Annotated in this window: 24 protein-coding genes; 12 read left to right on the top strand and 12 right to left on the bottom strand. The window is 75.5% G+C overall.

Annotation, left to right across the window (positions count from 1 at the left end):
• Window positions 1-5: 5 nt before the first annotated feature.
• Window positions 6-1424 (bottom strand): xylulokinase, encoded by a 1419-nt coding sequence (locus tag ACI79T_RS20010; protein WP_456611843.1) that lies wholly within the window; start codon window positions 1422-1424, stop codon window positions 6-8.
• A gap of 254 nt (window positions 1425-1678) precedes the next feature.
• On the opposite strand from ACI79T_RS20010, the gene ACI79T_RS20005 reads away from it, so the two are divergent.
• Entirely contained in the window at window positions 1679-2962 is a 1284-nt protein-coding gene (locus ACI79T_RS20005) for an ROK family transcriptional regulator (RefSeq protein ID WP_456611842.1), read from the top strand.
• A 129-nt stretch (window positions 2963-3091) separates the two neighbouring features.
• Complete coding sequence (gene xylA, locus ACI79T_RS20000; RefSeq protein ID WP_456611841.1) at window positions 3092-4255, top strand: xylose isomerase; 1164 nt, start codon at window positions 3092-3094, stop codon at window positions 4253-4255.
• A 44-nt stretch (window positions 4256-4299) separates the two neighbouring features.
• Here xylA and ACI79T_RS19995 read toward each other — a convergent pair whose 3' ends face one another.
• From ACI79T_RS19995 to ACI79T_RS19980, 4 genes are all read right to left on the bottom strand, one after another.
• Window positions 4300-4710, bottom strand: coding sequence for a hypothetical protein (locus ACI79T_RS19995; protein ID WP_456611840.1), 411 nt, complete (start codon window positions 4708-4710; stop codon window positions 4300-4302).
• Complete coding sequence (locus ACI79T_RS19990) at window positions 4710-5213, bottom strand: cupredoxin domain-containing protein (RefSeq protein WP_456611839.1); 504 nt, start codon at window positions 5211-5213, stop codon at window positions 4710-4712. The genes ACI79T_RS19995 and ACI79T_RS19990 overlap by 1 nt, the downstream gene beginning before the upstream one ends.
• Window positions 5214-5312: 99 nt before the next feature.
• On the bottom strand, window positions 5313-6248 hold the full coding sequence (locus tag ACI79T_RS19985) for an alpha/beta hydrolase family protein (RefSeq protein ID WP_456611838.1): 936 nt from the start codon (window positions 6246-6248) through the stop codon (window positions 5313-5315).
• A gap of 1 nt (window position 6249) precedes the next feature.
• A complete protein-coding gene (locus ACI79T_RS19980; RefSeq protein ID WP_456611837.1) occupies window positions 6250-6597 on the bottom strand; it encodes a hypothetical protein in 348 nt (115 codons plus the stop codon).
• A 55-nt stretch (window positions 6598-6652) separates the two neighbouring features.
• Between ACI79T_RS19980 and ACI79T_RS19975 the strand changes: the two genes are divergently transcribed.
• Window positions 6653-7201: a helix-turn-helix domain-containing protein gene (locus ACI79T_RS19975; RefSeq protein WP_456611836.1), complete on the top strand. Its 549-nt coding sequence runs from the start codon at window positions 6653-6655 to the stop codon at window positions 7199-7201.
• Here the strand turns inward: ACI79T_RS19975 and ACI79T_RS19970 are convergent.
• Window positions 7191-7694, bottom strand: a complete 504-nt coding sequence (locus ACI79T_RS19970; protein WP_456611835.1) for a hypothetical protein — start codon at window positions 7692-7694, stop codon at window positions 7191-7193. The genes ACI79T_RS19975 and ACI79T_RS19970 overlap by 11 nt on opposite strands.
• A gap of 144 nt (window positions 7695-7838) precedes the next feature.
• Here ACI79T_RS19970 and ACI79T_RS19965 point away from each other — a divergent pair, with 144 nt between their 5' ends.
• From ACI79T_RS19965 to ACI79T_RS19940, 6 genes are all read left to right on the top strand, one after another.
• A complete protein-coding gene (locus ACI79T_RS19965; protein WP_456611834.1) occupies window positions 7839-9002 on the top strand; it encodes an ROK family protein in 1164 nt (387 codons plus the stop codon).
• A 199-nt stretch (window positions 9003-9201) separates the two neighbouring features.
• Window positions 9202-10797: a sugar ABC transporter ATP-binding protein gene (locus ACI79T_RS19960; RefSeq protein ID WP_456611833.1), complete on the top strand. Its 1596-nt coding sequence runs from the start codon at window positions 9202-9204 to the stop codon at window positions 10795-10797.
• Window positions 10794-11990, top strand: coding sequence for an ABC transporter permease (locus ACI79T_RS19955; protein WP_456611832.1), 1197 nt, complete (start codon window positions 10794-10796; stop codon window positions 11988-11990). Before ACI79T_RS19960 ends, ACI79T_RS19955 begins: the two co-directional genes overlap by 4 nt.
• A 106-nt stretch (window positions 11991-12096) precedes the next feature.
• A complete protein-coding gene (locus ACI79T_RS19950; RefSeq protein WP_456611831.1) occupies window positions 12097-13125 on the top strand; it encodes a substrate-binding domain-containing protein in 1029 nt (342 codons plus the stop codon).
• A gap of 67 nt (window positions 13126-13192) precedes the next feature.
• Complete coding sequence (locus ACI79T_RS19945; protein ID WP_456611830.1) at window positions 13193-14362, top strand: Gfo/Idh/MocA family protein; 1170 nt, start codon at window positions 13193-13195, stop codon at window positions 14360-14362.
• Between the two features lie 25 nt (window positions 14363-14387).
• The gene (locus tag ACI79T_RS19940) at window positions 14388-15395 is read left to right on the top strand and encodes a sugar phosphate isomerase/epimerase family protein (protein WP_456611829.1); all 1008 of its coding nucleotides are present in this window, start codon (window positions 14388-14390) and stop codon (window positions 15393-15395) included.
• 175 nt (window positions 15396-15570) lie between these two features.
• Here the strand turns inward: ACI79T_RS19940 and ACI79T_RS19935 are convergent, their stop codons facing one another.
• Window positions 15571-17145 carry a DEAD/DEAH box helicase gene (locus ACI79T_RS19935; protein ID WP_456611828.1) on the bottom strand — a complete coding sequence of 525 codons (1575 nt, stop codon included), beginning with the start codon at window positions 17143-17145 and terminating at the stop codon, window positions 15571-15573.
• 294 nt (window positions 17146-17439) lie between these two features.
• Here ACI79T_RS19935 and ACI79T_RS19930 point away from each other — a divergent pair, with 294 nt between their 5' ends.
• The gene (locus tag ACI79T_RS19930; protein WP_456611827.1) at window positions 17440-17964 is read left to right on the top strand and encodes a DUF4265 domain-containing protein; all 525 of its coding nucleotides are present in this window, start codon (window positions 17440-17442) and stop codon (window positions 17962-17964) included.
• 88 nt (window positions 17965-18052) lie between these two features.
• Here ACI79T_RS19930 and ACI79T_RS19925 read toward each other — a convergent pair whose 3' ends face one another.
• Both ACI79T_RS19925 and ACI79T_RS19920 read right to left on the bottom strand, forming a co-directional pair.
• Window positions 18053-19675 carry a GMC family oxidoreductase gene (locus ACI79T_RS19925; protein WP_456611826.1) on the bottom strand — a complete coding sequence of 541 codons (1623 nt, stop codon included), beginning with the start codon at window positions 19673-19675 and terminating at the stop codon, window positions 18053-18055.
• The gene (locus ACI79T_RS19920) at window positions 19672-21225 is read right to left on the bottom strand and encodes an aldehyde dehydrogenase family protein (protein WP_456611825.1); all 1554 of its coding nucleotides are present in this window, start codon (window positions 21223-21225) and stop codon (window positions 19672-19674) included. Before ACI79T_RS19920 ends, ACI79T_RS19925 begins: the two co-directional genes overlap by 4 nt.
• A 113-nt stretch (window positions 21226-21338) precedes the next feature.
• Between ACI79T_RS19920 and ACI79T_RS19915 the strand changes: the two genes are divergently transcribed.
• Window positions 21339-21869 carry a hypothetical protein gene (locus tag ACI79T_RS19915; RefSeq protein ID WP_456611824.1) on the top strand — a complete coding sequence of 177 codons (531 nt, stop codon included), beginning with the start codon at window positions 21339-21341 and terminating at the stop codon, window positions 21867-21869.
• A gap of 6 nt (window positions 21870-21875) precedes the next feature.
• Here ACI79T_RS19915 and ACI79T_RS19910 read toward each other — a convergent pair whose 3' ends face one another.
• Complete coding sequence (locus tag ACI79T_RS19910) at window positions 21876-22316, bottom strand: ATP-binding protein (RefSeq protein ID WP_456611823.1); 441 nt, start codon at window positions 22314-22316, stop codon at window positions 21876-21878.
• A 136-nt stretch (window positions 22317-22452) separates the two neighbouring features.
• On the opposite strand from ACI79T_RS19910, the gene ACI79T_RS19905 reads away from it, so the two are divergent.
• Window positions 22453-25437 (top strand): sacsin N-terminal ATP-binding-like domain-containing protein, encoded by a 2985-nt coding sequence (locus ACI79T_RS19905; protein ID WP_456611822.1) that lies wholly within the window; start codon window positions 22453-22455, stop codon window positions 25435-25437.
• Window positions 25438-25447: 10 nt separating this feature from the next.
• Here ACI79T_RS19905 and ACI79T_RS19900 read toward each other — a convergent pair whose 3' ends face one another.
• A complete protein-coding gene (locus ACI79T_RS19900) occupies window positions 25448-25804 on the bottom strand; it encodes a hypothetical protein (RefSeq protein WP_456611821.1) in 357 nt (118 codons plus the stop codon).
• A 248-nt stretch (window positions 25805-26052) separates the two neighbouring features.
• Window positions 26053-26397, bottom strand: a complete 345-nt coding sequence (locus tag ACI79T_RS19895; RefSeq protein ID WP_456611820.1) for a hypothetical protein — start codon at window positions 26395-26397, stop codon at window positions 26053-26055.
• Window positions 26398-26584: the final 187 nt, after the last annotated feature.

Here is a 26584-nt window from a genome sequence, read left to right as displayed (position 1 = left end):
TCCGCCTACTGGCCGTCGGTGCGGCCGCGGACCTCCGCGTAGCGCTCGCGGACGTGCGTCGCCGCGGGTGCGTCGAGCTCATCGAGCCCCGGCTGCGCCCACTCCGGCGCCGCCGCGGAGCCGGAGAGCACCCAGGCGGCCTGGCGGGCGGCGCCGTCGGCCACGTACTCACCGGGCGGTGGCACCAGGACCGGGCGGCCGAAGATGCCCGGCGCCAGCTGCTGGACGGCGGCCGAGCGCGCCGCTCCGCCGATCAGCAGGACCCGCTCCACGGTCACGCCCTGGGCGACGACGGCCTCGATGCCGTCGGCCAGGCCGCACAGCAGGCCCTCCACCGCGGCCCTGGCCCAGTGCGCGGGCGTCGAGGTGCGCAGCGTGAGCCCGTGGACCGAGCCGGTGGCGTCGGGCAGGTTCGGCGTCCGCTCGCCCTCCAGGTAGGGGACGAGCACCAGGCCGTCGGCGCCCGAGGGCGCGGACAGCGCGAGCTCCGAGAGGGTCGCGTGGTCGACGCCGAGCAGTGCGGCGGCCGCGTCCAGCACCCGGGCGGCGTTCAGCGTGGCGACCAGCGGCAGGTGGTTCCCGGTGGCGTCGGCGAACCCGGCGACGGTGCCGGTCACGTCGGCGACCGCGGTGGGGGTCACCGCGGACACCACGCCGGACGTCCCGATGGAGACGACGACGTCGCCGGGGCGGGCCGCGAGGCCGAGGGCGGCGGCCGCGTTGTCCCCGGTACCCGGCCCGAGGACGGCGCCGGAGCCGGCCAGCGCGCCCACCCGCTCGGCCGGCCCGGCCACGCGCGGCACGGCGGGCCGGCGGCCGCGCAGGGCGTGCTCCAGCAGGTCCAGGCGGTACTCGCCGGTGCGCGCCGACCAGTAGGCGGTGCCGCTGGCGTCGCCGCGGTCGGTGACCAGGGTGCCGAGCTCGCGGTCGGCCGACAGCCGCCAGGTGAGCCAGTCGTGGGGCAGGCAGACCGCGGCGGTGCGGTCGGCGTTGCCCGGTTCGGTGTCGGCCAGCCAGCGCAGCTTCGTCGCGGTGAACGAGGCGACCGGGACGACCCCCACGGCGTCCGCCCACGCCCGGCGGCCGGCGGCCTCGTCGCCGTCGCCGAGCTCGCGGACCAGGTCGGCGGCCGCGGGGGCCGACCGCACGTCGTTCCAGAGCAGCGCGTCGCGGACCACCTCGCCGCGCTCGTCCAGGCACACCATCCCGTGCTGCTGGCCGCCGACAGCCACGGCGGCGACGTCGTCGAGCCCGCCCGCCTCGGCGGCGGCCGCGCGGAACGCGTCCTCCCACGCCTGCGGGGCGACCTCGGTGCCGGGCGGGTGCGGCGCCCGGCCGGACCGGACGAGCTCCCCGGTGCCGGCGTCCCGGACGACGACCTTGCAGGCCTGCGTCGAGGTGTCGACGCCCGCGACCAGGGTCATCGGACCGCGCCCCGGCCGAGCGGGGCCGGAGCAGGGACGGGTGGGGCCGCGGCGGGCGGGAGCGGGGACACGGACGTCATGGGAACGGGACCTTAGGCGGCGTCTTCCCGGTCCGCCCGGCGGAGGTCCCGGGGACGGCACCGATCACCCGTCCGTGACCCGCGCCACGCCCCGGCTTGACCACCCGACTCCGTGCCCCTAATTTGTTTGTCGATCCGACGAATACCGGGAGAGTGCTCCCCGAGGAGGTGCGCATGGGCGAGGTGCCTCCGTTGTACGACGGGTCCGCCGAGCGGCGCGCCCCCGCCGACCAGGCCACGGTGCGGCGCACCAACCTCGGCCTGGTGCTGCGGCACCTGCGCGACCACGGGCCCAGGTCCCGAGCCCGCATCGCCCAGGAGACCGGCCTGAACAAGGCGACCGTCTCCAGCCTCGTCGCCGAGCTGGCGGAGCGGCGGCTGGTCACCACCGGCGACGTCGACCGGGCCGGCTCTGTGGGCCGGCCGGGGCTGACGGTGCACCTGGACGGCCGTTGCGTCTGCGGCATCGGCGTGGAGCTGAACGTCGACTACGTGGCCGTCCTCGTCCCCAACCTGCGTGGCGAGGTGCTCTTCGAGCAGCGCCTGGCGCTGGACATCCCTGCGCTCGGCGCCGAGGCCACGCTCGACGCGGTGGCCGGTGTCGTGACCGACGCCGTCGCCGCGGCCGCCGCGGTGGGCGCCTGCCCGGTGGGGCTGACCGTCGCGGCCGCCGGCCTCGTCCGGAGCGCCGACGGGGTGGTCACGCTGGCGCCCAACATCGGCTGGCACGACGTCGCCGTCCTGGACGGCCTGCGCACGCGGCTGGACGTCGACTTCCCGATCCGGGTGGAGAACGACGCCAACCTCTCCGCGATCGCCGAGTGGGCCATGGGCTCCCAGGCACGCACCCCCGACCTCGTCTACCTGACCGGTGAGGTCGGCGTCGGTGGTGGCGTGATCGTCGCCGGGCGGCTGCTGCGCGGCGCCGGCGGGCTCTCCGGCGAGGTGGGGCACACCTCCCTGGGCGATCCGGACATCGTCTGCGGCTGCGGGCGGCGGGGCTGCTGGGAGACCGTGGTCGGCCTGGCCGCGCTGCTGCGCGCCGCCGCCGAGCCCGGCGACCCGGTGAGCGATCCGGCGCGGGACCTGGAGACCCGGCTGGCCGAGGTGGCCGCCCGGGCCGAGGCCGGGGACGCCCGCACGCTCGCCGCCCTCCACCAGGTCGGCCGGTCGCTCGGGACGGGCGCCGCGGTGCTGATCAACCTGTTCAACCCGCGGGTGGTCATCCTCGGCGGCTACTTCGCCGTCCTCGGGCGCTTCCTGATGGCGCCGCTCCTGGCTGAGCTCGAGGCCCGCGTGCTGGCACCCGGCGTGGCCGGGGCCCGGGTCGTGCTCTCCACCCTCGGGTTCACCGCCGCGGTCCGCGGCGGCGCGTACGTCGCCCTGGAGTCGGTCCTCGACGACCCCACGCTCGTCCCCGTGCCCGAGCTCGCGCCCTCCGGTGCGGGCGCCCGGTGACCGGGTGAGCCGGCCCGCCACCGGCCATTCCCAGACCCCGTCGTCCGCCGGCCGGCCCGCCTCCGGGCGGGTCCCCGGCGCCGGCGAGCAGCAACCCAGCGATCGATCCACCTGGACGGAGATCCCCGCATGACCGACCGATTCACCCCCACCAAGGACGACAAGTTCAGCTTCGGCCTCTGGACCGTGGGCTGGGAGGGCGTCGACGTCTTCGGCGGCGCCATCCGCCCCCCGCTGGACCCGGTCGAGGCGGTCCACCGGCTCGCCGAGCTCGGCGCGGCCGCGGTCACCTTCCACGACGACGACCTGGTCCCCGACGACGCCACCCGCGCGGCCGACCTCGAGCGCTTCAAGAAGGCGCTGGACGAGACCGGCATGGGCGTCGAGATGGCGACCACGAACCTCTTCGGCGCCCCGGTGTTCAAGGACGGCGGCTTCACCGCCAACGACCGCGCCGTCCGCCGGTACGCGATCGCCAAGGTGCTGCGCAACATCGACCTGGCCGCCGAGCTGGGTGCGAAGACCTACGTGCTGTGGGGCGGGCGCGAGGGCGCGGAGTCCGGCGGCACCAAGGACGTCGCCGCCGCGCTCGACCGGTACAAGGAGGGCCTGGACGTCCTCTGCGCGTACGTGCGCGAGAAGGGCTACGACATGCGCTTCGCGCTGGAGCCCAAGCCCAACGAGCCGCGCGGCGACATCCTGCTCCCGAGCATCGGGCACGCCATCGCCTTCATCAACGAGCTGGAGGAGCCCGACCGCGTCGGCCTCAACCCCGAGGTCGGGCACGAGGAGATGGCCGGGCTGAACTTCGCCCACGGCATCGCGCAGGCGCTGTGGCACGACAAGCTCTTCCACATCGACCTCAACGGCCAGCACGGCCCGCGCTTCGACCAGGACCTGCGCTTCGGTGCGGGCAACCTGCGCGGCGCCTTCTGGACCGTCGACACGATGCTCGGCTCGGGGACGGGCAAGGCCTACGACGGCTACGTGCACTTCGACTACAAGCCGCCGCGCACCGAGGACATCGACGGCGTCTGGGAGACCGCCCGCGCCTGCATGCGGAACTACCTGATCCTCCGGGAGAAGGCGCAGGCGTTCCGCGCCGACCCGGAGGTCGCCGAGGCGCTGGCGGCCGCCCGCGTGGGCGAGCTCGCCGTCCCGACCCTGGCCGAGGGCGAGAGCCTCGACGCGCTCCGCGCCGAGGCGCACGACCCGGTGGCGCTGGGCCGGCGCGGCCTGCAGTTCGAGCGGCTCGACCAGCTGGCCATGGAGCACCTGCTCGGCGTCCGCTGACGGGTGCCGGAGCGGGTGGGCGGGGAGCCGCCCACCCGCTCCGGTCAGCCGGGCCGCCGGGCGAGCCCCGTGAGGGCGGTCAGGACCACGACCGCGGCCGCCTCGATCCAGAACGTCTCCCACCACAGCGGGGCCGCGGTGCTCTCGACGAAGCCGAACAGCCCCACGGTGGTGGACAGGATCAGGGCCACGAGGGTGCCGAGCGCGGTCAGCGCGCCGAGGGCGGCGGCCGGCCACAGCAGGCGCCGGGGCACGGCGAGGAGCAGGACGGCGAGGGCGAAGCCCGCGATCGCGTTGAGCATGAACGCCGGCCCGATGACGTCGATGGTCCGGTAGCCGTCGAACCACAGGTCCAGGTGCAGCCATCCCATGGCGGCGAGCAGGGCCGCGCCGGCCACGCGCAGCACCCAGGTCACCAGCTCCGAACGCCGGCTGCGGGTCGTGGTCGTGGTCATCAGGCGACCGTCACGGTGATCTCCATGCCCATCGACCGGTGGTTGCCGACGGAGCAGTAGAAGACGTACGTCCCCGGCTCCAGCTCCACCGCGAGCGTCTCCGACTGGCCGGGCTGCAGGACCTGCGTGGCGGCGACGTCCGCGCCGTCGCGCTCGACGACGAAGTCGTGGCTGGCGTCCCCCTCGTTCACCACCTCGAACTCGTAGCTGCCGGCATCGAAGCCGTCCTCGTCGAGCTCGATGGCGAAGTCGATCAGCTGGGCTCCGACGGTCTCGGCCTCCTGCTCGCCGGCCGGTGCGGACGACGGTGCGGACGACGCGGCGGACGACTCGGGCGAGGTCGGGGCCGACGACCCGGTCCCGGTCTCGGTCCCGGCCTGGGCCGCGACGGTGGCATCGGGGTCGGCGTCGTCGTCCGAGCCGCAGCCGGTTCCGACGAGGGCCAGCCCCGTGATCAGCGCGGCCAGGCGCAGGGCCGCGGGACGGGCTTTCCAGGAGCGCACGGGGGACCTCCTCGGGGCGGGCCGCCCGGCCGGCGGCCCTCGTGGGACCGAGATCCTGGGGCCGGGCGGCTACCGGGGGAAGTGCTTTCCGTGCGCCGATCAGGCCGTCGACGCGCCGTCGGCCGGTGTGGTCGTCCGGATGCACCAGGTGACGACCACGTCGATGACCTGCGGGTCCACCGGCTGCTTCAGCTCCCGCCGGTACGCGCTCGTGCTGGCCGGCCCGGGCTGCCGGCGCAGGGTGTGCGTGAGGTCTGGGACGAGGTGGGTCTCGACCGGCCCGGCGGCCGTCGCCGCGATCACGTCCAGGTCCGCGGGCCGGACCTGCAGGTCCTTGCTGCCGGTGACCGCCAGGACGGGCACGGACACCCGGTGGAGGTCCGCGCGCGGGTCGTGCGCCAGGAACTCGCGGTGCCAGCGGGCGTTGACGCGGGCGCCGCCGATGCGGGCGACGTCGGTGGTGGTGGCCTTGACCCGCTCGTGGTTGGCCGCCACCTTCTGCTCCAGGTCGACCCGGAACAGCCGCAGCAGGGCGCGCACCGGCCGGGGGAGGGTGGGCGCGATCTGCCGCGCCTGCCAGCGGAGCAGCTCCTCGCCGGGGGTGGCGCTCATGGCCAGCAGCACCACGCCGCGGACGGGGGCGCCCCGCGCGGCCAGCGCGGCGGCCAGGATCGCGCCCTCGCTGTGCCCGGCGAGCAGCACGCGGCCGGGGTCGACCTCCGGCCGCCCGCGGAGCAGCTCCAGGGCGGCGCCCAGGTCGTCGACGTTGTCGTGCAGACCGGCGGCCCGCCAGTCGCCGGGGCTGCCGCCGACGCCGCGCTTGTCGAAGCGCAGCGAGGCGACCCCCGCGCCGGCCAACGCGGCGGCGAGCTGGCGGGTGACGTCGAAGCGGGCCCGGCGGTGGTTCGAGTCGCGGTCCACCGGGCCGGAGCCCGGGGCGAGGAGCACGGCGGGCGCCGGCAGCGGGGCGTCGGGGAGCGTCAGGGTGCCGGCGAGCGGGGTGGCGCCGGGCACCTGCACCGGGACGTCGTGCACGTCAGCGGCCCGCGGGGAGCGAGGCGGCCACGGCCGCGGCGTCGTCGGCCCCGACGAGCAGCGTGTCGTAGTCCTGGCCCGCCAGTCGGATGCGCACGGCCGGCTGGCCGCGGCGCACGCAGACCAGCATGCGCGTGCCGGGGCGCCGCCACGTGCCGATCTTCCGCAGGCCGGGTAGCCCCAGCCCGGGGGCGCGCAGGCCACGGGCGGCGGCGAGCGCGTCGGGGACGACGTCGACCTCGCGCACGGCCGAGAGCGGCACGGTGACGTCGCGCAGCAGGCCGGCGATCTTCTCGCGGCGGGTGAGGCGGACCGACAGGGTGGACGGCGTCAGTTGCAGGGTGGCCATGCCGGTCACTATTCTCAGCGTCGAGAACGTTGTCAAGAATGAGAACGGTGAGCGGATGAACTCGGTCGATCTCCTCCTGCACCCCGTCCGGCTGCGCGTCGTGCAGGCGTTCCTGGGGGACCGCACGCTCACCACGGGGGATCTGCGCGCCGAGCTCGCCGACGTGCCGGCGGCGACGCTCTACCGGCACGTCGGCGTCCTGGCCGACGCCGGGGTGCTCGAGGTGGTGGGGGAGCGGAAGGTCCGCGGCGCCGCCGAGCGCAGCTACCGGCTGGTGCTGGCGGCGGCGCACGTCTCCGCCGACGACCTCGCCGCGATGAACGCGGGGGACCACCGGCAGGCGTTCACCACCTTCGTCGCGGCGCTGCTGGCGGACTTCGACCGCTACCTGGCGCGCGGGGAGCCCGACCTGGAGCGCGACGGGGTCGGGTACCGGCAGGTCGCGCTGTGGCTCACCGAGGCGGAGTTCCGCGAGCTGGCGGGCGACCTGCGCGCGGTCCTGCAGGCGCGGCTGGCCAACCGGCCCGGCGACGGGCGCCGGCGCCGGCTGGTCGGCCTGGTGCACGTGCCGGGGGACGAGCCCCCGGAGCCGGTCAGCCGTTGAGGCGCTTGCGGGCCTTCGCGGCCCGCTTGTTCGCCTTGTCCAGCGTCTTCGCGGCCTTGCGCACCCGGCGGGGCTCGCGGTCGACCGTGCCCCGCACCAGCAGGCCGATGCCGATGCCGAGCAGCCAGCTGTCCTTGGCGATGGACAGCCCCTGCTCGGTGGGGGCGAGGCTGCCCTCCTTCCGCATGCCGGGCGTCTTCAGGTACAGGCCGAGCAGCCCGCCGGAGAAGGCGGTGAGCGCGGCGCCGGCGACGGCGGTGGGCACGAACGGCGTCAGCAGCGCAGCACCGATGGCGATCTCGGCGGTGGACAGCGCCTTCGCGAACTGCTGCGGCTGCAGCTGCGCGAGGAACGGGTAGGTGCCGGCGGCGAAGCCGTGCATGCCGGCGGCGGCCTCCTCGTCGGCGCCGCGCTTGCCGAGGCCGCTGTTGAGGATGAAGGCGCCGGCGGAGATCCGGGGCGCGATCTCGGACAGGGTGATGGGCAGGCCCATGGGGGCACCTCTCTGGTCGACGGTGGTGGTGCAGTGCTCAATCAGCATGGCCCGACCGGTGAGCCCGCGCCGGTCGGCCTCGACCGGGCGCCGACCAGGTCACGTACCCCGGGGGTGGCGGCTGCGGCGTGTCACTATGGCGGCGTGGCGTCCACCTCCGCGTCTGCCGGCGTGCTGCTGCGCCATGTGCGGACCGGTCGCGCCCGGAGCCGGGCGGACCTCGTCGCGCTGACCGGCGCCTCCCGCAACACGGTGAGCGCGCGCGTCGACCAGCTGATCGCCGCCAACCTCCTCGAGGAGGGTGGGCGCGGCTGGAGCACCGGCGGCCGCCCGCCCACGCTGCTGCGGTTCAACAGCGGCGCCGGGTGCGTGCTCGCCGTCGACCTCGGCGTGACCAGCGTGGACGTGGCGGTCACCGACCTCTCCGCGCAGATCCTGGGGACCGTCGGCCATCCCATCGACATCGCCGACGGGCCGGCGCGCGTGCTCGCGGAGGTCGACCGGTTGGCCCAGCAGGTGCTCGCCGAGGTCGGGCTCACGGCGGCCGACGTGTGCGCCGTCGGTGTCGGGGTGCCCGGGCCGGTCGAGTTCTCGACCGGGCGGCCCTCCCATCCGCCGATCATGCCGGGCTGGCACGACCACCCGATCCCCAGCGCCTTCGGCCGCTACGAGTGCCCGGTCTACGTCGACAACGACGTGAACGTCATGGCCCTGGGCGAGATCGGCGTCGCGGGCTCCGTGCAGGACGTGCTCGTCGTCAAGGTGGGCACGGGCATCGGCTGCGGCGTGATCGTCGACGGGCGGGTGTACCGGGGAGCGCAGGGCAGCGCCGGCGACATCGGGCACATCCACGTCGCCCAGCCCGACGGGCGGACCGTCGTCTGCCGGTGCGGGCAGGAGAACTGCCTGGAGGCCATCGCCGGTGGTGGCGCGCTGCTGCGCGACGCCGTCGCCGCCGGGTTGCCGGTCGAGACGGTGCGCGAGGTCGTGCGGTTGGCTGCCCAGGGGGACGGGGTGGCGCTGGAGCTGGTCCGCGGCGCCGGGCGCACGATCGGCACGGTGCTCGCCGCACTGGTCAACTTCTTCAACCCGCATCGGATCGTCATGACCGGTGGCGTCGCCCAGGCCGGGGTGCCGTTGCTCGCGGGCATCCGGGAGGCCGTCTACCGGCGCTCGATGCCGCTGGCCGCCCGGGCGCTGGAGATCACGGTGAGCGAGGCGCCCGACCTCTCCGGCCGGGTCGGTGCGGCGCTCATGGCCATCGAGGAGTTCCTCGACGAGGAGTCGGTCCAGGCCCTCGCGAGGTGATCCGCGGTCCTGCGGGATCCCGCCGGTGGCCGCGCTGCGGCCCGGTCGTCCTCGGTGTCCGTTCCGGGCAGGTTCACCCGGTCGGTTGCAGTTCGGTAACCGCCGCCCAGATTCTTGACCCTCCTGTGACGCGCCACATATGTTGCTGCCTCAGCGGACTAATGGTCAATGGTGAGCAAAAGTGCCGGAGGTGAGCACGGTGACCGGTGCACGGGTGGGGCACGACGACGCGGCGGGTGCGCCGCTGCTGGCGATGCACGGCATCGTCAAGACCTTCCCGGGGGTGCGTGCGCTCGACGGTGTCGACCTCGACGTACGCGCCGGCGAGGTGCACTGCCTCCTCGGGCAGAACGGTGCGGGGAAGTCGACCCTGATCAAGGTCCTCGCCGGGGCGCACCAGCCCGACGGCGGGCGGATCGAGTGGCGCGGCGAGCCGGTCTCGCTGACGAACCCCCAGGCGGCGATGAAGCACGGGATCGCCACCATCTACCAGGAGCTCGATCTGGTCGCCGGCCTCACCGTTGCCGACAACATCTTCCTCGGGCGGGAGCGGTCGCGCTTCGGACTGGCCCGCCCCGCGCCGGCGAACGAGGCCGCCGGGAAGCTGCTGGCCCGCCTCGGGCACCCCGAGATCAGCCCGACCGCGGAGGTCGGCTCGCTGCCCGCGGCCGCGCAGCAGATGGTGAGCATCGCCCGGGCGCTGTCGCAGGACGCCAAGCTGATCGTCATGGACGAGCCCTCGGCCGTCCTCGACAACGAAGAGGTCCAGCACCTGTTCGAGGTCATCCGCGACCTGACCCGCGACGGGGTCGCGGTCGTCTACATCTCCCACCGGCTGGAGGAGATCCGCGAGGTCGGTGACCGGATCACGGTGCTGAAGGACGGGCGCACCGTGGCCACCGGCCTGCCGGTGCGGGACACCTCCACCCGCCAGGTGATCGAGCTGATGACCGGCCGGGACATCGAGTACGTCTTCCCCGACCGCCGGCCGGTCGCCGCCGCCGAACCGCTTCTCTCGGTCCGCGACCTGGGCCTGCGCGGCACCTTCCGCGGGGTGTCCTTCGACGTCCGGCCGGGCGAGGTGGTCGGCCTCGCCGGACTCGTCGGGTCGGGGCGGTCGGAGATCCTCGAGACGATCTACGGCGCGCGCAAGGCGACCGGCGGCACCGTCACCGTGGAGGGGAAGCGGTTGCGCCCGGGCAGCGTGGCCGCCGCCGTGTCCGCGGGGGTGGGCCTGGCCCCGGAGGAGCGCAAGAGCCAGGCGCTGCTGCTGGGCGATGCCGTCTACCGCAACATCAGCATCGCCAGCCTGGCGCGCTTCGCCCGCGGCGGCTTCCTCTCCGGCAGCAGCGAGAAGGACGCCGCCCGCGAGCAGGTCGAAGCCCTCGACGTCCGACCGGGCGACGTCGACCGCGAGGTGCGGACGCTCTCGGGCGGCAACCAGCAGAAGGTCGTGCTCGCCCGCTGGCTGCTGCGCGACTGCCGGGTCCTGCTGCTCGACGAACCCACCCGCGGGGTCGACGTCGGGGCCCGATCGGAGATCTACGCCCTGATCCGCGACCTGGCCGACCGCGGGGTCGCCGTCGTCGTGGTCTCCAGCGAAATCCCGGAGGTCCTCGGCCTCGCCGACCGGGTGCTGGTGATCTCCGACGGATCCGTCGTCGCCGAGCAACCGGCCGACACGCTCGACGAGCACGCCGTGCTCGACCTCGTCATGGAGGGGACGGTCGGCCCGCGTCACCGCGGTGACCGGCAGCAGCCCACCGCACAGCAGCACGAAGGGGACGTGGCATGACCGGCAGCACCGTGACGACCGGGGCAGCGGGCGCGCCCGCGCCGGCGGAGGACCGCGCGCCGGAGGGCGCGACCGGCAAGGGGTCCGGCTTCATGGCCGGACCGGCTGGGCGTCTCCTGGGCCTGGTCGTGGCCCTGGGCCTCCTCTGCATCGTCGGGGCCGTCACCGCCCCCGACCGCTTCGTCGACATCGACAACGTCCTCACGATCCTGCGGCTGGCCGCCGTGATCGGCGTGGTCAGTGTCGGCATGACGTTCGTGATCATCGGCGGTGGCATCGACCTGTCGGTGGGCGCACTGGTCGCCCTCTCGTCGGTGTGGGCTACCACGCTCGCCACCCAGGCGATGGCCGAGGACGTCCACTGGATCGTCATGGTGTTCACCGCGATCGCGGTGGGCGCCGGGGCCGGGCTGGTCAACGGCATCGTCATCGCGTACGGCCGGTTGGTGGCCTTCATCGCCACCCTGGCCATGCTCGCCGCAGCGCGAGGCCTGGCCGAGATCATCGCCAACCGCCGGACCCAGATCGTGCAGAACGAGGGCTTCCTGGACTTCTTCGGGGGCGACGTCCTGGGCGTGCCCTCCCTCGTGGTCATCTGGGCACTGGTGTCGGTCGCCGGCTGGATCCTGCTCAACCGCACCACCTTCGGCCGGCACACCTTCGCCGTCGGCGGCAACGCCGAGGCGGCGCGGCTGGCCGGCATCCGCGTGCAGTGGCACACCCTCAAGCTGTACGTGCTGTCCGGCCTCACCTGCGGCATCGCCGCGGTGATGCTCATGGCGCGGACGACGACCGGCACCTCGACCCACGGCACGATGCTGGAGCTCGAGGTGATCGCCGCCGTCGTGATCGGGGGCACCCTGCTCACCGGTGGTCGCGGCACGATCGTCGGCACCGTCCTGGGCGTGCTGATCTTCACCACGCTCGAGAACGTCTTCACGCTCAACAACCTGTCCAGCTCCATCCAGGCCGTCGCGCAGGGCGTGATCATCGTGCTCGCCGTCCTGCTGCAGATGCGGCTGGCCGAGGGACGCGGGGGCTCCAGCTGGCTGCACCGCCTGCGCTCCGGCCGGGGCGAGTCGTCCTCCGGCGGACCGGTCGCCGGGGGCACCCCGGCGGGCGCGGTGGCCGGCGGGACGAGCGTGCCCGGCGCCCCCGGTGGCGACCGGCCCGGAGCCGGCCCCACCCCCTGACCGAACCACCCGTCCCATCCCATCCGCACCTGCCGGCTACCCGCCGGAGAAGGCCCACCGAGGAGAGAACATGTCTGCAGCGAGGCAGCGCCCCTACCGTCGCCTGATGTCCACCGCGGTCGCCCTGGCCGGCGCCGGCGTGCTCGTCGCCGGCTGCACCAGCAACGAGCCGGAGAGCTCGGGCTCGGGCGGCGGCGGGGGTGCCGGCGCTAACGCGGCCAGCTCCAACGACGAGACCGGCGAGACGGTCCGGATCGGCTTCTCCGCCCCGGCCGCCGACCACGGCTGGATGGCCGGCATCTCGGAGGCGGCGCAGGACGCGGCCGGCGAGTACGAGGACATCGACCTGATCATCGCCGAGGGCACCAACGACGTCAGCACCCAGATCAGCCAGGTCGAGACCTTCATCAACGAGGGTGTCGACGCGATCGTGCTGCTGCCCTTCGACGGCGCCGCGATGACGCCGGTGGCGCTCCAGGCGATGGAGGCCGGCATTCCCGTGATCAACGTCGACCGGGAGTTCAGCAGCCCCTTCGCCGCCCGCGCCACCATCCTGGGCGACAACTACGGCATGGGCGTCTCCGCCGGCACCTACGTCTGCGAGCAGGTGGGCGACAACCCCGACGCCGTCGTGGCCGAGATCGCCGGCATCGACTCCCTGCCGCTGACCCAGGAGCGCAGCCAGGGCTTCGCCGACGCGCTGGCCGACTGCGGGCTGGACGTCGACAACCGGGTCGCGGCGGACTTCACGGTCGAGGGTGGCGAGGAGGCCGCGGCCAACCTGCTCCAGGCCGCCCCGCAGATCGACGCCCTGTGGAACCACGACGACGACCAGGGCGTCGGCGTCCTGGCCGCGATCGAGAACGCCGGCCGCGACGAGTTCGTCATGGTCGGTGGCGCCGGCTCGGCGAACGCCATGCGGGAGATCCAGGAGGGGGACTCCGTCCTCCAGGCGACCGTCATCTACCCGCACACCCAGGCCGCCGACGGCATCCGTCTGGCCCGCCTGGTCGCGCAGGGCAAGTCGATGTCGGACCTGGTCTCGCCCGAGGTCCCGCGGGAGATCGTGCTGAACGCCCCCGTCGTCACCGCCGAGAACGTCGAGGACTACATCGACCGCGCGTTCGAGTCCTGATCCGTCGAGGGAGCAGCAGGGGAGCGAGCGCGTTCCCCTGCTGCTCCATCCCCGCTGGGAGAAGCAGATGACCCGCACCCTCGGCGTCGGCCTGATCGGCTACGCCTTCATGGGCGCCGCGCACTCGCACGCGTGGCGCACCGCCCCCCACTTCTTCGACCTCCCGCTGCGGCCGGAGCTGGCCGTGCTCGCCGGCCGGGACGCCGGCAAGGTCGCCGAGGCCGCCGGCAAGCTGGGCTGGTCGGCCACCGAGACCGACTGGCGGCGGGTGATCGAGCGCGACGACGTCGACCTGGTCGACGTCTGCACGCCCGGCGACACGCACGCCGAGATCGCCATCGCCGCGCTCGAGGCCGGCAAGCACGTGCTCTGCGAGAAGCCGCTGGCCAACACCGTGGCCGAGGCGGAGGCGATGGCCGAGGCGGCGGCGAAGGCGGCGACCCGCGGTGTCCGGTCGATGGTCGGCTTCACCTACCGGCGGGTGCCCGCGATCGGACTGGCCCGGAAGCTCGTCGCCGAGGGCCGGCTCGGCGAGATCCGGCACGTCCGGGCGCAGTACCTGCAGGACTGGATCGCCGACGCGTCCGCGCCCATGTCGTGGCGGCTGGAGAAGGACAAGGCCGGGTCCGGCGCGCTCGGCGACATCGGCGCGCACGTCGTCGACCTGACGCAGCACATCACCGGCCAGGCGCTCACCGGCGTGAGCGCGACGCTGGAGACGTTCGTGACCGAGCGCCCCCTGCCCGCGTCGGCCGGATCCTTGTCCGGCGTCGGCGGTGAGGGGACCGGGCAGGTCACCGTCGACGACGCCGCGGTCTTCCTCGGGCGGTTCACCGGTGGCGCGCTCGGGGTGTTCGAGGCGACCCGGTTCGCCCTCGGGCGCAAGAACGGCATCCGGATCGAGATCAACGGCTCGGCCGGCAGCCTGGCCTTCGACTTCGAGGACATGAACGTCCTGCAGTTCTTCGACGGCAGCGAGCCGGCCGAGACCGCCGGCTTCCGGCGGATCATCGTCACCGAGCCCGAGCACCCCTACGTCGGCGCGTGGTGGCCGGCCGGGCACGGCCTGGGCTACGAGCACGGGTTCACCCACCAGGTCGTGGACCTGGTCACCGCCATCGGGGCGGGGGAGGACCCGGCGCCGTCGTTCGCCGACGGGCTGCAGGTGCAGCGGGTGCTGGACGCCGTCGAGCGGAGCGCCGCCGACCGCTCGACCTGGACCGAGATCCCGTCATGACCACCTACCTGCGAGGAGACGCCTGATGCCCCGTCCCGTCACGCTGTTCACCGGCCAGTGGGCCGACCTGCCGTTCGAGGAGGTCGCCCGGCTCGCCTCCGAGTGGGGCTACGACGGCCTGGAGATCGCCTGCTGGGGCGACCACCTCGACGTCGAGCGCGCCGCGAACGACGACTCGTACGTGCAGGAGAAGCTGGACCTGCTCAAGCGCTACGGCCTGCAGGTCTTCGCCATCTCCAACCACCTCAACGGCCAGGCCGTCTGCGACGACCCGATCGACGAGCGGCACCGCGGCATGGTGCACCCGCGCGTGTGGGGCGACGGCGACCCCGAGGGCGTCCGGCAGCGGGCGGCCGAGGAGATGAAGCTGACCGCGCGGGCGGCGCGCAAGCTCGGCGTCGACGTCGTCGTCGGGTTCACCGGGTCAAAGATCTGGAAGACCGTGGCGATGTTCCCGCCGGTGCCCGAGTCGATGATCGAGGACGGCTACCGCGACTTCGCCGACCGCTGGAACCCGATCCTCGACGTCTTCGACGAGGTCGGCGTGAAGTTCGCGCACGAGGTGCACCCGTCGGAGATCGCCTACGACTACTGGACGACGGTCCGCACCATGGAGGCCATCGGCCACCGGGAGGCCTTCGGGCTGAACTGGGACCCGTCGCACTTCGTGTGGCAGGACCTCGACCCGGTGTCGTTCATCTGGGACTTCAAGGACCGGATCTACCACGTCGACTGCAAGGACGCGAAGAAGCAGGTCGGCAACGGGCGCAACGGCCGGATGGGCTCGCACCTGCCCTGGGCCGACCCGCGGCGCGGCTGGGACTTCGTCTCCACCGGGCACGGCGACGTCCCGTGGGAGGCATGCTTCCGGATGCTCAACACCATCGGCTACGACGGGCCGATCTCGGTGGAGTGGGAGGACGCCGGGATGGACCGGCTCCTGGGGGCCCCGGAGGCGCTGGAGTTCGTCCGCCGGCTGGCGTTCGACCCGCCCGCGGCCGCCTTCGACGCGGCCTTCGCCAGCGGGAACTGAGGCTCCGGCGGTTCCGTGGAACCGCCGGTGGGGGAGCAGGGAGCCCGGGGGGGGGGGGGGGGGGGGGGGGGGGGGGGGGGGGGGGGGGGGGGGGGGGGGGGGGGGGGGGGGGGGGGGGGGGGGGGGGGGGGGGGGGGGGGGCGGAAGACGTTCCGCCGCCCGCCCCCGGGTGGTCTCAGCGGCCCCGGCGGGAGCGGGAGCTGAAGGACGCCGCCGACGACGAACCGGCGCGCGCCGCGAGCTCGGCCCGGGTGCGGGCAGGGCCGCTGGCGCGACCGGAGCCCGCCGCGCCGCTCCGGCCGGCGGAGGACGACGCGGGCTTGGCCGAGCCGGAGCCCGACCCCGACCCGCCGCTGCGACGGCGACCGCCGCCGCCGCCACGGCTCTGCTGCTGGGGCTCCACCACCGGCGCCGGCTCCACGTAGGGAGCGGCCGGGCCGGTCAGCGCGGTGATCTCGCGGGCGCCGGGCTTGATGGCCGACACCTCCGGGGTGATCCCGGCCTGTCGCGCGAGAGTGCGGACCTCGGCGGCCTGGTCGGGCGTGGCGATGGTGACGACGGCACCCTCGGCGCCGGCGCGGGCGGTGCGGCCCGAGCGGTGCAGGTAGGCCTTGTGCTCGGTGGGCGGGTCGACGTGCACGACGATCGCCACGTCGTCGACGTGGATGCCGCGGGCGGCGATGTCGGTGGCGCAGAGGACCCGGGACGCACCGCTGCTGAACGCCTCGAGGTTGCGCTCGCGGGCGTTCTGGCTCAGGTTGCCGTGCAGGTCCACGGCCGGCACGCCGGCCGCCGTGAGCTGCTTGGCCAGCTTCTTCGCCTGGTGCTTGGTGCGGGTGAAGAGCACGCTGCGGCCCAGGCCCGAGGCCAGCTCCTGGACGACCTTCCCCTTGTCGGCGGCGTCCACGCGGAAGACGTGGTGGGTCATGGTGCTGACCGGGGCGACGGCCGGGTCCACCGAGTGGGTGGTCGGGTTGCTCAGGTAGCGCTTGACCAGCACGTCGACGCCGTTGTCCAGGGTGGCGGAGAAGAGCATCCGCTGGCCGACCTTCGGGGTCCGGTCCATGATCCGCTTGACGCCGGGCAGGAAGCCCAGGTCGGCCATGTGGTCGGCCTCGTCGAGGATGGTGACCTCGATCGCGCCGAGGTCGCAGTGGCCCTGCTGGATGAGGTCCTCGAGCCGGCCGGGGCAGGCGATGACCACGTCGAGGCCACCGGCGAGTGCCTGGACCTGCGGGTTCTGGCCGACGCCGCCGAAGATCGTCGTCGTCTTCATGCCCAGGGCGCGGGCCATCGGGTCGACGACGGCGGCGACCTGGTTGGCCAGCTCGCGGGTCGGGACCAGGATCAGCGAGCGGGGCCGCTTGGGCTGCCGCTTGCTGGTGGAGGCGGCCAGCCGGGCGACCAGCGGGAGGGAGAAGGCGAGGGTCTTGCCCGAGCCGGTGCGGCCCCGACCGAGCACGTCCCGGCCGCCGAGGCTGTCCGGCAGCGTCGCGACCTGGATCGGGAACGGCGAGGTGATGCCGCTGGCGGTCAGCACCTCGACGAGCGGGGCGGGGACGCCCAGGGCGGCGAAGGTGGTGTCGGTCGGCAGCACGGTGGCATCCCCTCCGACGGGGACGACCGGCGCGGCGGGCGTGGCCGGAGCCTGCTGCTGGCTCTGCTGCTCGCCGGCCGGGCGGGTGCCGCGGCCGCGTCCGCCACGACGGCGGCGCGTGCCGCTCTCGGAGGGGGAGGGGGTGTTCTGCATGGAGGTCAATGGAGTCCTTCGACGCTCGGTCGGCCGCACGAGCACCTCGGCGAGCGCGAGCGCCGGCGCACCTGCGCGAGGGCAGGGCGGGCTCGCATCGTCGGCGAGACGTCGGTCAGCCGGGCGCACCAAGGTGGCGCAGCCTCAGCCCGACGTCGATTCCTGCCGCTCCGGATGAGCGAGGGCGGCGCCGGTACGTAGTACTCAACCAGACCCGGCCGCCGCGTGGTCCCACCGGGAGGGAGTGTCAGGTCACATCGGGTGAGGCGTCGCGCGCTCCCTAGGCTGGGCGGCGTGAGCAGCTTCCTGGAGCACCCGGGCACCGTCGGCCGTCTCCGGGGTCGCACTTCCGACGAGCACCCGGACGTCGCGGCGGCGACGCAGACGGTCTGGGTGGCGGTGTACCCGGCCGGCGACGGCGAGGTCGCCTGGGAGGGCCTGCGCGCCCGCCCGTCGGGGGAGGGGCGGGCCGTGCTCGTCGCCGTCCCGGTGTTCGCCTACGACCTGGCCCTCGGCGACGAGGTCGAGGTGGTGGCCACGGCGGAGGGACCGCTGGTGGTCGTGCGCCGGCTGCACGACGCCGGCCGCGCGACCTTCCGCGTGTGGTTCCCCGAGTGGCCGGACCTGGAGCGCGACGACCGGGTGGCCGAGCTGCAGCGGGAGCTGGGGCGCTTCGGCTGCTGGTTCGACGTGTACTCGCCGAGCCTGGTCGCCGTCTCGGCCGAGCCCGACGCCGTCCAGGCGGTCGCCGACCACCTCGCCGAGCAGGAGCGGGCGGGCCGGTTCATCTACGAGGTCGGCCGCCAGACCACCGGCTGACGCCGTGCTCTGGGAGTGTTCCTCGTCCTCCGGGGGTCCGGCAGGACCCGCAGAGCGCGAGGAACACCCCCAGAGCGGGGCCGTGCGGTCAGCCGGCGGTGGTGAGCTGCGCGGCCGGGGTGCGGCCGAGGATCAGGTCGGCCGCCCGCTCGGCGATCATGATCGTCGGCGCGTTGGTGTTGCCGCGGACGAGCGTCGGCATGACCGATGCGTCGACCACCCGCAGGCCCTCGATGCCGTGCACCCGCAGCTGGGCGTCGACGACGGCCTGCTCGTCGGTGCCCATCCGGCAGGACGAGACCGGGTGGTACAGCGACTCGAGGGTGTCGCGCACCGACTGCCGCAGCGCCTCGCGGCCGTGGACCGTGCCGCCCGGGGACCACTCCTCGGCCAGCACGTCGGCCAGCGGAGCGGCGCCGGCGATCTCCCGTGCCTGCTCCACGCCGGAGACGAGCGCCTCCAGGTCGCGGTCGTCGGTGAGGTAGCCGGCGTCGATCGCCGGTGCCCACGTCGGGTCCGCCGAGCGCAGCCGCACCGATCCCCGGGAGTGGACGTCGACGAGGACCACGGCGGAAGTGAAGGCCTCGGCGTCGGGGTCCATCTCCGCCTGCTTCCAGAACTTGACCGGCAGGAAGTGCATCTGCAGGTCCGGCTCGGCGAGGTCGGCGCGCGAACGGGTGAACAGGCCGGCCTCGGCGAGGTTGGAGGTCAGGGGTCCGCGGCCGGCGGCCTTCCACTTCGCCAGGTTGACCGGCGTCTCCGCCAGCCGCAGCGACTTCCCGGACCGCACGTTCCAGACCACCGGGACCAGCGGGTGGTCCTGCAGCCCGTCCCCGACGCCGGGGAGGTCGTGGACCACGTCGACGCCGACCTCGCGCAGGTGGTCGGCCGGGCCGATGCCGGAGAGCATGAGCAGTTGCGGCGAGTTCACCGCGCCGCCGGAGAGGACGACCTCGCGGGCGGCCCGGACGGTGTGCAGCCGGCCGCCGCAGCGGTACTCGACGCCCGTCGCCCGGCCGCCCTCGACGAGCACCCGAGTGGTGAGCGCGCCGGTCCGGACGGTCAGGTTCGGCCGGCCGGCCGCGGGGTGCAGGTACGCGTCGGCGGCCGACCAGCGGCGACCGCGCTTCTGCGTCACCTGGTACTGGCCGACGCCCTCGAGGGTGGCGCCGTTGAAGTCGTCGTTGGCCGGGTGACCCGCGGCCACCGCCGACTCGACGACGGCGCGGGTCCAGGGGTGCGGCGAGCGCAGGTCCTCGACCCGCAGCGGGCCACCGACGCCGTGGAACTCGTCGGCGCCGCGGGCGTTGTCCTCCATCCGCGTGAACAGCGGGAGGACCGAGTCGTAGGACCACGACGGGTCGCCGGTGCGCTCGGCCCACTCGTCGTAGTCGGCCCGGGCGCCGCGGATGTAGATCATCGCGTTGATCGACGAGGACCCGCCGAGCAGCTTGCCGCGGGGCCAGAAGAGCTTGCGGCCGCCCAGGCCGGGCTGCTCGTCGGTCGTGTAGTTCCAGTCGTGGCGGGTGCGCCAGACCTTGTAGAGCCCGGCCGGGATCTTCACCTCGAGGACGTCGTCCGAGCCGCCGGCCTCCAGCACGAGCACTCGCAGCGTCGGGTCCTCGCTCAGCCGCCCGGCCAGGGCGCTGCCGGCCGACCCGGCACCGACGACGACGACGTCGTACTCGTCCTGCACCTCCGGGCCGCTCACCGGTGCCGCCCGTGGACCATGCCCATGACGCGGGCGAGGGCGTCGGCGGCGTTGGCCGGCCGGCCGAAGCTCATCAGGTTCACCGGCAGCGCCACCCGCTGGCGGGTGATCGCCTTGGCGCGGGTGAACTCCTTGAGCCCGTCCTCGCCGTGGATGCGGCCGAACCCGGACTCGCCCACGCCCCCGAAGGGCAGCGCCGGCACCGAGGCGAAGGTGAGCACCGAGTTGATCGAGGTCATCCCGCTGCGCATCCGCCGGGCGAGGTCCATCGCCTTGTCCTTGGAGCCGGAGAAGATCGCGCCGGCCAGCCCGTAGCTGGTCGCGTTGGCCCGTTCGAGGGCCTCCTCGGAGTCGCGGACCCGCGTGATGGTCAGCGTCGGGCCGAAGGTCTCCTCCCGGATGGCGGAGGCGTCGTCGGGGACGTCGAGCAGCACGGTGGGGGCGACGTAGCCCTCGGCCGGGTAGGCGTCGGCGTCGGTCCCGCCGGTGACCACGCGGCCGCCCGCGGCGGTGGCGTCGGCGACGTGCCGCCGGACGACGTCGATCTGCGACGGCATGGTCATCGGCCCGTAGGTGGCCTCGTCGTCGGAACCGGGGCGGAGCTGCTGCACCTGGGCGGTGACCTCGGCGACGAACCGGTCGTAGACCGCCGAGGTGGCGTACACCCGCTCGATCCCGATGCAGGTCTGGCCGCCGTTGCTCATGGCGCCCCAGACGGCGGCGTCGGCGGCGGCGACCACGTCGGCGTCGTCGTCGACGATCATCGCGTCCTTGCCGCCGAGCTCCATGAGCACCGGGGTGAGGGTCTCCGCGCAGGCGGCCATGACCTTCCGGCCGGTCGCGGCCGACCCGGTGAAGGCCACCTTGTCCACGGGCGCGCGGCACAGCGCGGCGCCGGTGGCGCCCAGGCCGGTGACCACCTGGAAGGCCTCGGCGACGTCGGGCACGGCCGCCCGCCAGGCGGCGGCGAGCCAGGCGCCGACGGCCGGGGTGAACTCCGAGGGCTTGAAGACGACGGCGTTGCCGGCGGCCAGGGCGTAGGCGATCGAGCCCATCGGCGTGAACACCGGGTAGTTCCACGGGCCGATGACGCCGACGACGCCCAGCGGCTGGTACTCGAGGTAGGCGGCGTGGTTGGCGGCGAGCATGCCGGCGGCGATCCGGCGGGGCCCGAGGGTCTTGCGGGCGTGCCCGGCGGCCCAGGCCAGGTGGTCGACGGCGAGGGTGATCTCGAGGATCGCGTCGGCGTGCGGCTTGCCGTTCTCGCGGTGCACCAGGTCGGCCAGCTCGTGCATGCGCCGGGCCAGGTAGCCGCGGTAGGCCGACAGCCGCTGCTTGCGGCCGTCGAAGCCGAGGGCGGCCCAGTGCCCGGCGGCGGTGCGGGCCCGCGCGACGGTCTCGCCCACGGCGGCCTCGTCGTGCACGGGGAAGACGCCGACGACCGCCCCGGTGGCCGGCGCCGTCGACTCGATGGTCTCGGTGGTCGAGTGCCGGTCGACCGTGCCCGCGGCGGCGCCGGTGACCGTGTCCAACTCTTCGCTGAGCGACATGTGGCGGACGTTACCCGCGGGTCACACACACCGGCGCGGGGGTCGCCCGGACGGGGTCGGGTGCCGACGGCGGGATCCGAGACACGGCGGTACCGGGCTGGCATGCTGCCCGGATGGTCCGGAAGACGGTCGTGGTCGCGGGCACCGCGCTGATCACCGCGCTGACCGGCTGCGCCGCGTCGATCGAGGACCGGGCCGCCGACGACCTGCAGGAGTGGCTGGACGGGGCGCACGAGGGTCACCTCCACCGTCGTGCGCTGGATCCCACGAGCACCGGTGCGGCCGCGCTGCAGGCCCTCGATCCCTACGGGTACGCGCTGCGCTCGTCGGCCGAGGGGGACGTCATCACGCTGGTGAGGACGATCGCCACCGAGATCGAGGAGGGCGGCGGCTGGTCCTACACCCAGTACTCCGTCGGTGCCTGCATCGAGATCCGCATCGAGGCGGGGACCGGGGGGAGCGACCGAGGGCACGTGCAGACCGAGCCGGTCGAGTGCCCGCCCGGTGTGGTCGTGGAGTTCGAGGGTGGGCCGGTGGACGAGGTGATCACCGACCTGGACGGCCGCTCCGACGACGTCGAGGAGCCGCCGTACGACCCGCCGGTCTGCATCTCCGGTCAGCCGTGCACGGAAGGCGGTGGTTGACCCGGGTCAGGCGGTGCCCGGCCGGCCGTCCACCACGGCCCAGGCGGTCTTGGCGCCCGGCTCGGTGAACCAGCCGTGGGCCGCCGACAGATCGGCGACGAGGTAGAGGCCGAAACCCCCCAGGCCCGGGTCACGGCCCTTCGCCGGCGTGGGCGGGACGTCGGGCTTCGCGTCCCGGACGGCGATCATCCACGAGTGGTCGGCGCGGCCGAGGACCGCCGCCACCGGGGCGCCGCCGTGGCGCAGCGCGTTGGACGTCAGCTCGTCGGCGATCAGCACCAGCCGCTCGGACCAGTGGTCCCGCTCGGGGTGCAGCACGGTGGCGCTGCCGGTCATGGAGATGCGCAGCCGGGCGCGCAGCCCGGCCAGCTCGCCTAGGGAGGCCAGCTGCTGGCACCAGATCTCGGCGAACGCGTGCGGCGGGCGCGCGGACTGCCAGAGCGCCACCACGACCGCCTCTCATCGCCGGCTCTGCTCGCCGGTTCGTCCCTGGGCGGCACCGTGCCCGTTCTCCGGTGGCCCGAACCCTCGCCTCACCCGGAAGGAGTTCCGGCCGCCGGCGGACGCCCCTAGGGTCCGGCGCATGGCCGACCGAACCCCTGGGAGGGATCCCTTCGGCACGGCCGCCCTCCGCCGCCGGGTGCTCGACGCGTGGGCCGCGTCCCCGGCGCGCTTCCGGGAGGACGCCAACGCCGAGGAAGACCTGGTCCGCGGCGGCTACCGCGACCGGGTGCTCGTGGAGCTGGCGCAGAACGCCGCCGACGCCGCCGCCCGGGCGGGCCGGCCGGGACGGCTGCGGCTGGAGCTGGCCGCCGGGGTCCTGCGGGCGGCCAACACCGGGGCGCCCCTGGACGCCGCCGGGGTGCTGGGCCTGGCCACGCTGCGGGCCTCGGCGAAGCGGGACGACGCCGGGACGGTCGGCCGGTTCGGGGTCGGGTTCGCCGCCGTGCTGGCGGTGAGCGACGAGCCGGCGGTGGTGTCCCGCACCGGCGGCGTGCGGTTCAGCGCCGCGGGCACCCGCGCGGAGGTGGCGGCGATGGCCCCGCTGGCCGGTGAGCTGGCCCGCCGGGAGGGAGCCGTGCCCGTGCTGCGGCTGCCCTGGCCGGCCGGGGGTGAGCCGCCGGAGGGGTTCGACACCGAGGTGGTGCTGCCGCTGCGCCCCGGGGCGCGGACCGCGGTCGCGGCCGCGATGCGGCAGCTCTCCGCCGAGCTGCTGCTGGCCCTGCCCGGGCTCGCGGCGGTGGAGGTCGTCGTCGACGGGGTGCGCCGGGAGCTGGCACGGAGCGGCGCGCCGCCGGAGGTACGGCTGAGCGCGGACGGCGTCGTCACCCGGTGGGCGGTGGCACAGCGGTCGGGGGAGCTGCCGGAGCAGCTGCTCGCCGACCGTGCCGTCGAGGAGCGCGACCGGCGGGCGTGGACGGTGACCTGGGCGGTCCCGGTGGACGAGGCGGGCCGCCCGCTGCCCCTGCCCGGCCGCCAGGTGGTGCACGCCCCGACGCCCAGCGACGAGCCGCTCGGGCTGCCGCTGCGGCTGATCGCGCCGTTCCCGCTCGGGCCCGACCGGCGGCACGTGCTGCCCGGACCGGTCACCGACGTCCTGGTCGCGGCCGCCGCGGAGACGCTGGCCGACCTGGTCGGGCGGCTGCCGGCCGATCCGGCGCTGCTCGCCCTCGTCCCGAGGGTCGGCCTGGCCGGCGCCGAGCTCGACGCCGCCCTGTCGACGGCGGCGCTCGGCCGGCTGCGGGAGACCGCGTGGCTGCCGGTCGCCGGGGAGCCGGCGGAGCGCCAGGTCCCGGCCCGGGCGGTCGTGCTCGACGACGCCGACGCGCCCCGCGTGGCGGCGCTGACCGGAGCGCTGCCGGGGCTGCTGCCGGCCGGCTGGTCGCGGCAGGACGACCGGCCGGCGCTCGCCGCCCTCGGGGTCGGCCGGGCAGGGGTGGCCGAGGTGGGAGATGCGGTGCGCGGGCTCGACCGCCCGGCCGGCTGGTGGGCGGCGCTGTACGCCGCCTTCGCCGACGCCGACCGGGAGGCGCTCGCCGCGCTGCCGGTGCCGCTGGCCGACGGGCGGACCGCGCACGGCCCGGCCGGGGTGCTGCTGCCCGAGCCCGGGCTCCCGGTCGGGCGGCTGGGCGCGCTGCCGCTGCGGCTGGCCGACCCCGCCGCCGTCGCGCTGCCCGGGGCGCGCCGGCTGCTGGAGCGGCTCGGCGCCCGCCCGGCGACCCCGGCGGCGGTGCTGGGCGACCCGGCGGTGCGGGCCGCGGTGGAGGGTTCGCTGGACCGCGCCGGGGACCGGTTCTCTCCCGGCCCGGATCCCGAGGAGCTGGCCGATGCGGTGCTGGCGCTGGCCGCCGCCGTGCCCGGCACGGCCCGGGACCTGCCGTGGCTGGCCGAGCTCGCCCTCCCCGACGCCGACGGCGGGTTCGCGCCGGCGGGGGAGCTGGTGCTGCCGGGGTCCCCGCTGGCCGCCGTCCTCGAGGAGGGGGCGCTGGGCGTCCTCGACCCGGGGTTCGCCGCCCGGGCCGACGTGGCCGCGCTGCGAGCCGTCGGCGTGCTGGACGGCTTCGCCCTGGTGCGGGCCGACGACCCCGACGACCTCGACGTCGACGGTGCGGACGAGTGGGCCGACGCCGTCCTGGACCGGTTGCCCCCGGGGCCGCCACCGGTCTGGCCGCCGCTGGTCGCCGTGCGCGACCTGGAGCTGGTGGCCGACTGGGTGGGTGCGCTGCCGCTGCTCGCCACCGCCCCGGCCGAGGCGTGGGCCGACGTCGTCGTCGACGGGGTGCCCGCGCCGGGCTACCTGCGCTGGTGGCTGCTGACCCACCCGGTGCTGGCGGGCCGGCGCCCGGGGCGGCTGGCGCACCCGGGCAGCACGGAGCTGGCCGGGCTGTACGACCCCGCGCCGCTCGACGAACCGCTGCTGGGGCTGCTGCGCCCGCCGGCGACGCTGGACGACGTCCTCGCCGACCCCGACGGCGCCCTGGACCTGCTGGACCGGCTCGGGGACCCGGCGCGCACCGTGCCCCCCGGGACCCTCGCCACCGTGCACGCCCGGCTGGCCGCCGTCCTCGACGGGGTGGACGTCGAGCCGCCGGCGCGGGTGCGGGTCGCGACGGGACGGGTGGTGGAGCGGGCGGTCGTGCTGGACGCGCCGCACCTGCTCCCGCTGCTGGACCTGCCGGTGGTGCCGGCCGGGGGTGCGCCGGGGGCGGTGGCCGACCTGCTGGACCTCCCGCTGGCCGGTGAGGTGGTGCGGGGCGCCGTCACCAGCGCCCCGGTGCGCCGGCTCCGCTGGGCGGAGCTGCCCGGTGCCGCGCTGGCCGCCGCCCGGCTGGGCCGGGCCGGGCTGACGGGGGAGGTGGCCGTGCACGCGCCGCTGACGGTGGCCGGGCGGCCGGTCGCGTGGTGGCCGGGGGAGGACGCCGACCACGTCGACGGCACGCCGGAGGCGCTCGGGCGGGCGCTGGCCTGGCGGGCGGGCGCCTGGTCGCTGCGGCAGGCGCTGGCCGAGGCGTTCGCGTTCCCCGACCGCGCCGACGACCTGACGGCCGAGGACGCGGTCGGGGACTGATCCGCGGCAGTCAGTGCCAGCGCGGCGAGGCCATGGCCGCGGGCGCGTGGCCGTGCGGGGAGGGCCGGCCGCCGGGACCGCCGCCGGCCCGCCCGTGCGGCACCGAGGCGGTCGAGGTCCAGCACCGGAACAGCGAGCTCCACTGCGGGCCGGTGAGGTCGGCCGGGCGGGCGGTCGGGGGCAGGGACTCCTGGTGCAGCCAGCGGATCCCCGCGGTACCCGGCAGCAGGGCGCGCAGCTGCGCCCCGAGCGGGGCCGACGGGCGGGCGAGGACGGCGGCGGCGAGCCGGTCGAACGCCGGGTGGTCGGCGTCGGGCAGCGCGCCGCGCGCCTCGGCGGCGGGGGGTGGGAGGACAGGACGTGACACGGGGTGCCTCCAGGGGAGGTCGGCACGGGTGCCGGCGGGCGTGCGGGCAGCACGGGACCCGGCCGGACAGGGGGAGGGAGCGGCGCCCGGGACGGGCGCGGACGGCGGGCGGCGGCACGGGCCGCGCCGCGGCAGGTCGGCTCGGGGGAGGGCGGGCGCTCGGGAGGGAGCGCAGCCGCGATCAGTTCCGCATGCCGGTCACCGTAGGGACGCCGGGGCGTGCGGTCGAACGGATTACCGGGTGGGGCTCAGCGCCCGGCGGCGTCGCTGCCCGGGGCGTCGGCCTTGCGCGCCTGCCGGGCCTGGTGGGCCTCCCAGCGGGCCCGGTCCCGGGCGCGGGCGCCGGCGTTGCGCTCCCACTTCTCCTTGCGACGACGGGCCCGGGCGTGCTCCCGCTCCTCGAAGGTCGCGTGCGACTCCCAGTTGCTGGCCGCGACCCCCACGCCCACGGCCGTGACCGCCATGATCGCGACGGCCGCGGCGACGATCGGGTCCAGCAGCACGAACGCGCCGACCGCGACGGCCGCACCCGCGACGACGGCGACCAGCAGCAGCGGGGACGGACGTCGGGACGGCGGACGGGACTCGGTCACGCCCGCCAGTATCCGCCGGGGCGGGGAAGCCGACGGGGGAGCCTCGTCACACGGCTCGGCGGGTCCCCGGTCCGGGGGGGGGGGGGGGGGGGGGGGGGGGGGGGGGGGGGGGGGGGGGGGGGGGGGGGGGGGGGGGGGGGGGGGGGGGGGGGGGGGGGGGGGGGGGGGGGGGGGGGGGTGGGGGGGG

Source organism: Blastococcus sp. SYSU DS0619, from assembly GCF_054051035.1.
This window is presented reverse-complemented; position numbering and strand designations above follow the sequence as displayed.

What these genes read in the sequence shown, in the direction of transcription:
- ACI79T_RS20010 (WP_456611843.1), bottom strand. Translation starts at nt 1,424, where the DNA reads ATGACCCTGGTCGCGGGCGTCGACACCTCGACGCAGGCCTGCAAGGTC.
- ACI79T_RS20005 (WP_456611842.1), top strand. Translation starts at nt 1,679, where the DNA reads ATGGGCGAGGTGCCTCCGTTGTACGACGGGTCCGCCGAGCGGCGCGCC.
- xylA (WP_456611841.1), top strand. Translation starts at nt 3,092, where the DNA reads ATGACCGACCGATTCACCCCCACCAAGGACGACAAGTTCAGCTTCGGC.
- ACI79T_RS19995 (WP_456611840.1), bottom strand. Translation starts at nt 4,710, where the DNA reads ATGACCACGACCACGACCCGCAGCCGGCGTTCGGAGCTGGTGACCTGG.
- ACI79T_RS19980 (WP_456611837.1), bottom strand. Translation starts at nt 6,597, where the DNA reads ATGGCCACCCTGCAACTGACGCCGTCCACCCTGTCGGTCCGCCTCACC.
- ACI79T_RS19975 (WP_456611836.1), top strand. Translation starts at nt 6,653, where the DNA reads ATGAACTCGGTCGATCTCCTCCTGCACCCCGTCCGGCTGCGCGTCGTG.
- ACI79T_RS19970 (WP_456611835.1), bottom strand. Translation starts at nt 7,694, where the DNA reads ATGGGCCTGCCCATCACCCTGTCCGAGATCGCGCCCCGGATCTCCGCC.
- ACI79T_RS19955 (WP_456611832.1), top strand. Translation starts at nt 10,794, where the DNA reads ATGACCGGCAGCACCGTGACGACCGGGGCAGCGGGCGCGCCCGCGCCG.
- ACI79T_RS19950 (WP_456611831.1), top strand. Translation starts at nt 12,097, where the DNA reads ATGTCCACCGCGGTCGCCCTGGCCGGCGCCGGCGTGCTCGTCGCCGGC.
- ACI79T_RS19945 (WP_456611830.1), top strand. Translation starts at nt 13,193, where the DNA reads ATGACCCGCACCCTCGGCGTCGGCCTGATCGGCTACGCCTTCATGGGC.
- ACI79T_RS19940 (WP_456611829.1), top strand. Translation starts at nt 14,388, where the DNA reads ATGCCCCGTCCCGTCACGCTGTTCACCGGCCAGTGGGCCGACCTGCCG.
- ACI79T_RS19935 (WP_456611828.1), bottom strand. Translation starts at nt 17,145, where the DNA reads ATGCAGAACACCCCCTCCCCCTCCGAGAGCGGCACGCGCCGCCGTCGT.
- ACI79T_RS19920 (WP_456611825.1), bottom strand. Translation starts at nt 21,225, where the DNA reads ATGTCGCTCAGCGAAGAGTTGGACACGGTCACCGGCGCCGCCGCGGGC.
- ACI79T_RS19915 (WP_456611824.1), top strand. Translation starts at nt 21,339, where the DNA reads ATGGTCCGGAAGACGGTCGTGGTCGCGGGCACCGCGCTGATCACCGCG.
- ACI79T_RS19905 (WP_456611822.1), top strand. Translation starts at nt 22,453, where the DNA reads ATGGCCGACCGAACCCCTGGGAGGGATCCCTTCGGCACGGCCGCCCTC.